Below are 10,024 nucleotides of genomic sequence, written 5' to 3'. Positions count from 1 at the left end.
AGGGCACCGAGACAAGGCGTCGACGACGCCACCCGGTCGGGCACCCACGCGAGAGCCACTGCCATCGCACTTGCCCCGCGATGAAATCGAGCTCACACCAGATTCGATTTGCCCCATATCGGATAGCAACCTAGAGGAGGTCATGGTGACGCCTAACGACGACTTGAATTCGCAAGAAGAAAGCGACGAGGCCGTGACGAGTATTTCTGCGTTCCCTTTGAAACTCTCATCGTTTGCGCAGTACCGGAAATCGGTATTTCAAGACGGCATGATAACGGTGAGTGCGCGGAGGCTGAGCTTGTTTCCTCAGACGTGACTAGCTGGTGTTTTCCAATTGATCTGTCATTAGAGCATTGGGTAGCGGCCCGGATGCACTGTAGCCCAACTCGACATAACCCTATGAGGTTTACAATGCGAGCAAGGTCATTCGTAATGGCAATGAGCAGCTTAATCCTTTCGTTAACATTCGTTTGGGCGCCTGCGGCGTCAAAAACATGGGAGCTACGTAAACAGACGATGAGTAATGTTTGCAGCGTACAGACGAGCGATTCACAGCCCAAGCTCGGAGAACTACTAAGCGAGCACGATAGCCGAAAGAAAGCTTGTATAGAAGCTAAAGCGAAATTCGATCCCGAAATGATCGATAATTCAAAATGCTTCGCATATACCAACGGCACGATTGACGGCTGCAAGCATGACAATGTGATACTAACCTCGGGTGCACATTAGTAGCTACAAGCCGTCCAATGGGCCTTGGAATGCGATTCCGAAACATGGCAATTCGAGTTGTCCGCTCGCAAATGTTGCGCTGAATCGCTTCGTGTTTGGTGGATCCCCAACTATTGAGAGTCATTCATAGGGTTTGCCCGACACCGAGGATGAAGAGCGATCATCTGCTCATCGATTGCTCATATAAATATCTATCGCGCGAGCCGAGTCAAACGACCTTCCCAAGAAACCAAGCCTTGATAAATCCGGCTTTCTTTCTAGACTGAATCACATCCTTACAGTCGCATATGCAGCGGTTCAGGGATCCATAAGCGCAAGCAGTAGTCGCGCCGTAGAGATGCATGATGCGCGACGCGCGGTTGGTGGAACGTTTTTTACGTGCGTGAGACGGCCCTGACGCTCCTTCGGAGACGAAACTCCCGGGCGTGAGTGCATGGTGCAAACAATCGCTGACAATGAGAGAGAGGCGTCGCGGCTCAACAGCGCGGACGGGCCGTTTGCCGTATTGTCCTTTGGACTGAGAGACTGCATATGCGATCGAATCGAGCGGACGCACTCGAGGGCGAAGCGTTCCCGAAGCCGAGAGGACTGTGGGATCACTACAGGGATCTCGTCGAATCACTGACTGCGATCAGGACGACCCGGCGCGCGATGATGGTGGGCGCGGCCGGGCTGTCAGCGGGGCTGCCGCTAATTGGACCGCTGGTGCGCGCGGCGTGCTGCTTCACTTGCGATGCCGATAGTCATGCCTTCCGAGTCTTCATCGGCGGGATCGAGGTCTGGAAAATCGACCGCCGTTGGTTCGACGGCATAGCGCTGCTGCATGTCGAGCAATCGGCTTCGCACCTGCACGTTCAGTTGCGTCAGGCGCGTTTTCCAGGAACCGATCTTCCCGCCGACCTGTGCCTGAAGGTGGAGCGTGGCGGGACCGGATGGTACGGCCGGCTCGTCCTCGATGGTCTGAAGTTCGACGCATCGTTTCCTTTTCATACATGGCTCCTGGGCTATCATCGTGCGACAGGCGAGGCGAACATCGGTCGCATCGCTTTTCGCGGGGCGGGCGATGTTCGGCTCGACGGCGTGCACGGCCATGCGAGCTTCGGGCCGGACTGGACGCTGGATCTCGGCGGCCTTCATCGTGCATCGATGCGCATCGGTCACGAGGAGACGGCGCTGCAATCCTTGCGCATCGAACTCAATTCGTGTCGCCCGGCGCACGGCAAGGATGCATTGCCGGTCGAACGGCTCACCGATATCTGGCCGATACCGGCCGAAGGTCAGTCGATCGGACTTGAGGGTGTGACGCCGCGCGTGTCGGTGGGTTCGGCGCACGCGGTCTGGTTCATCCGCGCTTCGTCGTCGAAGACGGTGCGCGTGATGATGCGTTTGCGCGAAGGCCCGGCGCATTTGCACTGGCCGGGGCCATCGAATCTGCGTCTGAAGGCGCAGCGCGTGGACTACACGCTCGACTACGCGGATCAGTCGCGCAAGGTGCAGGGCGCGGCCGTCTTGCCCACGCGGGAATGGCATGACGCGGGTGCGCTCGCGGTGGAGTTCGCGAGCGACGAATCGGATGGCAAGGTCTGGCTGGTTGCCAACGATGCATCGCCGGGAGAGGTTTCCGAAGTCTTGGCAATGGCGTCGCCGCGCGCGTCGCGCTTCGTCGTCAGCCTGCCCGGATGTGATGCCGCGATGTTCAAATTGCGCCCCGTCGCGTCCGGATCGGCTGCGCGGCCGGCCGAATACGGCGCGGGAATCTCGTCGCTCGCCCACTGTGTGATCCCGCTCGATGATTACGACCTCGTGATCAGACGCGCATCGGATGCTTTCGCGGCTACGCTGCGCTTCAAACATATCGATCTGAGGCTCACGTCGAACGGATGGGTCATCGTCGCGCGGCCGGAAAGCGCCGGTGCGATGCCGCTCATCGAATATGACTTCGGCTCGCAGCATCTGATGGAACAGGCCGTCTATATCTCGGACTGGGCCTGCATTCCGGCGAGCGGGTGCAAGAAGGCGGAGGACATGCCGGTTCCGGAACCGCTGGCCGCGCTCGCGATCCTGCGTGCGCTCTGCGACGGCAGACTGGACGGCAAACAGGGTGACCTGACGAACTCGCCCGTGTCGGCCGCTGACCTGAAGAAGGCGGGTATAGGTCCGGACGATCTCGACAAGTTACTCGAAAAGCTCGGCGCGAATGGATTGCGCGAAAAATTCGCCGAATTCAGACGAAGCGAGGGACTGCGCAATTTTCTTCGCGGCTCGCAGCCAGGCGTTAAAGGACGGGTGAAGACTGAGCGCGCAGGCGCGTCGCGGCTGCTGTTTAGTCTGGCGCCGGGCGCGCGCATCCCCCTGACGCTGCAGGCTCTACTGAGCTGGGCCGCCTACGCGCCGCCGTTGCCCGACCCGAAAAATCCGCCCGTGCCGCTCTTCATTCCGGTGCTGCCGAGGCGCGCGTTGGCCGCTGGAACGGAAGAGCTTCCGGGCGAAAGCGAGGGGCAAGCGCAGAGCCCCACCATCACGAGGCCGCTCAGCCTCGGCGATCCGCTGAGCGCGCCGTTCGAATATGCGACCGGCATCGAGGTGCCGGCGCGGCTCGTGATGAGCCCGATCGCAGGCGATCCGGCGTCGTGGATCCAATCGATGACGCAGCCGACTTCCGCCGCGCGCGGCGCGGTGCCGGGGCGAAACGAGTTGTGGAATGTCCGTCTCACCGCCACGAAGGTGCGCGCAGTCTTCTCGCCCGATGCGCGCGACGTGCTCGACGTCAGCTGCAAGGCGCCATTGGTGGCCGGCGCCTGTCCGGGGCCGCACAACCTCATCAAAGTCAATATATTCAAACCGCCTGCGCCTTTCGCCGGCGATGCGTCGGCTTGCGAGTTCCGTGCTTCGACCGATGCACGGGACCGCCATGAACTCGTCGCGCTGACAGCGCTGTATGGCTTTCGCATCCAGGGCGGCTCGTCGCAGGCGAGGAAGTGCAACAGCAACGAGGTCAGCCGCAGCGGCGACGGCAAATACGTTCCCGTGCCGATCGACGTATCGCTGCTTCAACTGACGAGCCTCGGCGCGAACTTCAAGTACAAGGGGCGCTGGGCGCCGCCTTCCGCGCCATCGGACCTCAGTGGCGCGTTGAGCGTGGTGCGTTACGACCACAACGGGCAGATCGGGCGGGACACGCTGGCGCGCGTGGAGTACAAGGGCTTTCTTTTTCCTATGGGCCTTCCGGCCGTGCTCATCAAGATGACGGAGCGCCGGTTCTGTTTCGAGACATCCACCAGCGGAAAGATGCAGTCGGTGGCGCGTCTCGTGCAGCGGTTCTTCATCGTGGTCCGGGCCGCCACGCGCGTGTTTCCGGCACTCGATCAACCCAACGAGAACCGCTATTGGGGACACGCATCGATCGATATCGGCGACTTCACCACGCCCGATCTCGACAAGCCCGACGAGAACGGGGTCGACACACTCGGGCAGGCCGCGTTCTGGCCGAGGAATCTGTGCGGCGAAGACGTGGCCTTTCCGTTCGCCGAACCGGCCTCGCGCTCGAGTTATACGGCGCCGCAAGTTTTCGTCGATAACAACGTGGTGAACACGGGCATCATGCTCGCCAAGGTCGTCCGCGCGTGGCGCAAGATGACAGCTCAGGCATTGTCGTGCGACGTGAATGCCTGGCCCCACGGCGACGCGCCGGGTTTTGCAAGGGTGCGCTCGGGGCGCTTGCCCTACGTGCCCGGCATGCACGGCGACAACACCGAAGTCGAAACCGACCGGGTGTTGCTCGATGTGCAGACGCCGTTCGACGACGGTTTCGTCAACGCCGACGACACCCCGTTATGCGTGCCTCGCATGTCCGCGCGCGGAGAACGGCTCAATCAGCCGCCGTTCTTTCCCGCGCGGCGGCGCTGCCGGGTCAGCCTCACGCACGTTTCGACGATCACGGGCAATGCTTCGGCTCGCTATCTGCTGGAATATGACCGCATGTACGGCCACGCGGGATTCGCATCGGAGTTCAACGCCGGACAGATTTTCGCCGTGTTCGTCGCGCCGGGACCCGTGCTCGATTTTCGCGGCGACACGTCGCGCTCCGGCGGCTTCGCGAGTCCGAGCACGGCGATCGTCTACCTGTCCGCACAACGCGGGCTTCTTGGTGGTCCGCCGAAGGAACTCGTCGAATTGAATCCGGCGTCCGCGCAGGCCGCGCTGCTCACCAAGGCCAAGGTGAAGGGCGCACCGCCGGCCGCCACGCCCTCGCATCATGGCGATTTCGATCCGGTCGAATTCTTCAGCGCCTTCATAGGCGACGCCAAGTTGCTCGGCATCGTTCGTATCGTCGATATTCTGAAGGTCGCGCTCGCCGCGACAGGCACGAAGATTCCGACCATCAAGCGGGAGAACCTCTTCAACCTCACGAGGGACGCATTGCTGGCGATCATCGGCGGCGTCAAAAGCGGTCTTTCCAATGCAATGGCTCTGGTCAAGAGCCAGACGGCTCAGGCGCCGGTCGTGGCTGCCCGCCTGGTGCCGCAATTGGAGCGCTTGCAGCAGGACGCAGACGAACTGGAAAAGATGCTTAATGCGTCGCCTTTCGACGAGGGTCGAATGCTTGCGCTGCTGCGCGACTTCAGCGTCGCGTCGACGGCGTTTGCCGCCGATGTCAACGGGCTGGCGCAGCACCCGGAACTGCTGCTGCCGCCGGAACAGCAGAAGATGCTCGAGCAGTTGCACAAAGCGTGGGATGCGCTTCAGCATTTCGACTTCGATCGCGACGTGGGGTCGTGGCTGCGTCCGATGGTCAAGGATCTGATTGATCAGGCCGTCGACAAGAAAGTCGCCGAATTGATCGGCGCGTTGACGGGCAGCCCTGAATTCGGGCGTGTCCTGCAGACGCTCAGAGATCTGCAGGCGAGCCTGACTGCCGTCATCGCACAGGTGCAGGACATCGCGCAACAGAAGGCGTTCGAGCTTTGGAACGCGTACCTCGCGCTGCTTGCAAAGGTCGATGAATATCACCGGCAGGCCGCTGCGCTGCTTGCGCCCCAGGCGGCGAAGGCAGCGCTGATCAAGAGTCAGATCGACCAATTGCTCGGCACGATGAGCGAAATCGGTCATTCGGTCGATCACAAGGTCCGTGATGCCCAGGATCAGCTGACCAATGCCGTGAAGAATTACACCGGGCAATTGACGCAGCAGCTGTCCAGATTCGAGGTCGAGGGAATTCCTAAACTCGCGGCGCCGGCGAATACTTCACCTTCTACGGACGAACTGCAGGTTGCCGCGAGGCGGGAACTGGCCGCCGTCCGCCAGTTCGCCAACGCTTTCTCCGATGAACTCGCAATCGACATCAGCACCTTGAGCCAGCTCGTTGCGCCTCCAAAGGGCGATCCAGAGGTGCTCAATCCGGCTTCGAAAGCGCCGCGCGCCTGGGCGCTCGGTTGGGATATTACTGATGACGCAACCCGGGCGACGCTGGTCCAGTTCAGCTATTACACGACGTATCCGAAACGCCTGGCCGCCCAGATCATGCGGCTGTACACGCTGATCGAAAGGATCGAATTATTACGGCAACGCCATGCAGGGCCAGGCGGAGTACGAGTTTCACTTCTCGATCGGGATCGCCGAATTCAAGTACCGCGTCGCGTTCCAGTATTCGCGCGAGGGCGACAAGAGTGACCAGCAGAATCAGCAGCAGCGCCTCGCCCGATCGACTGTCCCGCTGCTGGCGACAGGGGAGCGCGAGGACGCCGGCCCGTGCATCCATGTATCCTCGTCGTCCTCGTCGAATGGTGGATAGGGTGGGTGACGTTCAGGCATGGCAGCGTGCCGCCTATTGCCGGATATGATTGACGTAGCAACCGACACCTAGCGTCGAGAGCGCGCCGAGGAGGGAGCAGATCACAAATGCGATCAGGTATTCGAGAGGGGTAGGAAGCATCACCAGACTCCTGGGTCAGGTTCGCCAATGCGGGATTGCAGTAGCGGAGCGGCGGGGCCGGCTCAGTCGGGTGATATGTGATTGAAAATTTTTAGAGCGTAATCGGTCAGACAGGAGAAAGTGCCTGCGCCCCGTGACACGAGTTGCAACGAGAAAGATGGTCTTTCAGACCGCAGACGATCCGTGTGACTAGCGACTCGGAATTCGTGTGACGCCAGCGGAAAAACTGGTGACCCGGAATACTGCCACCGCACGCGATCGCAGCATCTCGGGTTCATCATTAGCGGTAAGCGGCAACGAATATGTGGCCGTCGAGTGACAGCGCAGTACTCGTATGTCCGGCTTTATGCAGCGCTGTACAATACGATCGGAGTTCGAGAGGATTTTGAAGGGCGCTTGCGCCGGGGGCATTTTCGGGGGCATTTGCACTTTCTCGAACTGGAGGTCCATTGCTGCGCGGGCAGTTGATGGATTAGTTTGGTAGCCCTCCTCCCACCGAAGTTGCAGTTAGCAATGTCTTTCACGGAAACCCCGAAGGTCTATCGTCCTTCGGGGTTTTTTATTGCCTGCGTTGATCAAGTTCTTAAACTGGCAGGCGCAAGCAGAACGCCAGCGTCGACCCGTCGGAAGTCTTGTCTACAGTGTTTGAGGCCGGAGCCTCAATCCGCGAAGCCGCGCGATCCCAGCCAGCTATCGTCGATACCCCATTCCTCCCGACAATCGCAATCCGATATGGCAGTCATCGACATGCATTGACGCGCACATGGCCGCCAACTCGAATCCCGGCGCCCACACATCCACGACGAGAAACACGCAATACGCAACACCGCAACCGCGGCAAATAGCGTGTTCCAACGCTACCCAACACCCGCCCCTAACGCATCAAAACCCCCTCTTCTCGGCCATTCGCCACCCCCCATCGTCTGCTACCCTACCGAAATCCCGGCCCGCGCCCGCGCCCGCGCACGCCGCCAACCCCAACCTCCCCCGCGCGCAACCCCGCGCCAGCCTCGAACCACGAAAACCCATGGTGATGCGCCACCCGAACATTGTGATTGCGATCAGCATCGTGCTGGCCAGCGCGATACTCGCGATCGCCGTGTGGGTGCTCGCGCAAATGCACGATGACGCGTTGCGGCGCGCGCAGGATTCCGTCTTCAACGTGTCGCTGCTGGTCGAGCGCGACGTGTCGCGCAATCTCGAGATCTACGACCTGTCGTTGCGCGCGGTGATGGAGGGGCTGAAACAGCCTGGCGTGCAGGACTTGCCGCCGGCCATGCGTCAACTATTGCTGTTCGACGGCTCCATCGGCGCGAAGGATATGGGCTCGATTTTCGTCCTCGACGAAGCCGGCGACATCAAGTTCGACTCGCAAGCCTCGCCGCCGCGCCGTATCAATCTCGCGGATCGCGAGTACTTCAAGGTGCAGCGGGATTCTCCCGACGTGGGCCTGTACGTCAGCCGTCCATTTTTGCCGAAGATCGCCGGCAAGGAAGTCAGCATCGCGTTGAGCCGGCGTATCTCCCGGCCGGACGGCAGCTTCGGCGGCGTGGTCGTCGGCACCATGCGCCTGAGTTATTTCCGCGGCCTGTTCGCCGATATGAATCTCGGCCCGGGCGGCTCGATGGCGTTGATGCTAAACGACGGCACGATGCTGATGCGGCGACCCTACGATCCAAAAATCATCGGCCGCAATCTGAAGGGCACCGCGAACTATTCGCGCTTTCTCCTGCAGCCGAGCGGCGATTTCTTCGGCACGGCGGCGATCGACGGTGTGGAGCGCTGGTACGCGTTCCGCCATATCGACATGTATCCGCTGATCCTCGACGTCGCGCTTTCCACGCGCGACATCTATGTGGAATGGCGGCGTCGCGCGTGGATCATCGGCTCGCTGATCGGCGCGCTCGACGTGACGATCATCGCGCTTGCGATCCTGTTCTCGCAGCAGTTGCGGCAACGCCGCGCCGCCGAGGAAGAGTTGCGCGTGCTAGCGCGCACCGACGGACTCACCAGCCTGAACAACCGCCGCATCTTCGAGCAGGACCTGGACGAGGAATGGGGCCGCGCGCAACGCAATGCGTGGCCGTTGTCGATGTTGTTGATCGACGTCGACAGTTTCAAGGGCTTCAACGATCTATACGGCCATTCCGCCGGCGACGCTGCGCTCATCGAGGTCGCGCGCTGCATCACGAACAACTTGCGGCGTCCCGGCGATACCGCGGCGCGCTACGGCGGCGAGGAATTCGCAGTGCTGCTGCCGGACACCGACGAAGCCGGCGCAATGAACCTTGCCGAGCAGATTCGCGCCGCGATTCAGGAGCGCGAGGTTCGCCACGTGGCGAGTTCGCACCATGTGCTGACGGTCAGCATCGGCATTGCCTGCACGAGCGGCCAGATATTCGCCACGGCTCGCGAGCTGATCAACGCAGCCGACGAGGCGCTCTACGAAGCCAAGGACGCGGGCCGCAATCGCACTGTCGCCTACGGCACGGCCACGCAAGCGCCAGGCGGCGGCACCGGCGTCCCAGGATACCTAACTCCAGAATTCTCGCCCCACATCTATCGTTAATTTCATCCGGGTAATATGTTGCTTTTGTATTTTACCCGGCTATAATTCGACAAATTCTTTTCTGGGAGTTTGTCATGACCGTTTATCGCGCTACTTGCACTGCCTTCGAAGGCCACCGCTGCATCGCGTCCGGCGCCCTCTCCGACGTAGCGCTAGCGGTCAGAGCGGTGCTGGCGCGTGGCGAACAGGCGCCGGTGCTGATCTTCGACGACGCCACCAGCCACCCGGTCGAGTTCGATCTGCGCGGCACGCCCGAAGAGATCGTGGCGAGGCTCGCGGCCGAGCATGCAGGTGAGGAAGCCGAAGCTGCGCAAACCACCCCCGCCTCCGACGCGACGGCTGAGGACCCCCCGCGCGGGCGAGGTCGGCCCAAGCTGGGTGTGGTGGCAAGAGAGGTGACCTTGTTGCCGCGTCATTGGGAGTGGCTGAACGGGCAGCCGGGCGGCGCTTCAGTGGCGTTGCGCAAACTGGTCGAGGCGGCGCGTGTCGCCGGCGAGCACAAGGATCGTCAGCGTGCGGCGCAAGAAGCGGTGTATCGCTTCATGACCGCGCTGGCCGGCAATCTGCCGGGTTACGAGGACGCCACGCGCGCGCTGTATGCGGACGATCGGCCGCGCTTCGAAGCGTTCGTCGCTGCCTGGCCGGAGGACGTGCGCAATCACACATTGCGTCTCGCGAGCCGCGCTTTCGTCGAGCAGACATGAACGGGCGCGGCTCGCAGCGAATGCATGCGATGAAACGCACAGGCAAAAAAAAGCCGCTCACACCGGGGAGCGTGAGCGGAAAGTCGGAGA

The 10,024-nt window shown here is 61.5% G+C and carries 3 protein-coding genes; all 3 read left to right on the top strand.

Going from position 1 to position 10,024, the window contains the following annotated elements; genetic code table 11:
• Positions 1 to 1,260: 1,260 nt before the first annotated feature.
• The 3 genes from ACTJLC_RS14985 to ACTJLC_RS14975 all read left to right on the top strand — a co-directional run bounded on the left by ACTJLC_RS14985 (position 1,261) and on the right by ACTJLC_RS14975 (position 9,934).
• Entirely contained in the window at positions 1,261 to 6,399 is a 5,139-nt protein-coding gene (locus ACTJLC_RS14985) for a hypothetical protein (protein ID WP_440844412.1), read from the top strand.
• Between the two features lie 1,289 nt (positions 6,400 to 7,688).
• Positions 7,689 to 9,230, top strand: coding sequence for a sensor domain-containing diguanylate cyclase (locus tag ACTJLC_RS14980; protein WP_440844410.1), 1,542 nt, complete (start codon positions 7,689 to 7,691; stop codon positions 9,228 to 9,230).
• A gap of 74 nt (positions 9,231 to 9,304) precedes the next feature.
• Complete coding sequence (locus ACTJLC_RS14975) at positions 9,305 to 9,934, top strand: DUF2239 family protein (protein ID WP_440844408.1); 630 nt, start codon at positions 9,305 to 9,307, stop codon at positions 9,932 to 9,934.
• The last annotated feature ends 90 nt before the right edge of the window (positions 9,935 to 10,024 follow it).

Source organism: Paraburkholderia sp. 22099, assembly GCF_052045835.1.
Lineage (GTDB): Bacteria > Pseudomonadota > Gammaproteobacteria > Burkholderiales > Burkholderiaceae > Paraburkholderia > Paraburkholderia terricola.
The sequence above is the reverse complement of the archived record's forward strand: the minus strand, read 5'-3'. Positions and strand labels throughout refer to the sequence as shown.

Excerpts from the sequence above, each read along its gene's own strand:
- ACTJLC_RS14975 (WP_440844408.1), top strand. The coding sequence starts at position 9,305 with ATGACCGTTTATCGCGCTACTTGCACTGCCTTCGAAGGCCACCGCTGC.
- ACTJLC_RS14985 (WP_440844412.1), top strand. The coding sequence starts at position 1,261 with ATGCGATCGAATCGAGCGGACGCACTCGAGGGCGAAGCGTTCCCGAAG.
- ACTJLC_RS14980 (WP_440844410.1), top strand. The coding sequence starts at position 7,689 with ATGGTGATGCGCCACCCGAACATTGTGATTGCGATCAGCATCGTGCTG.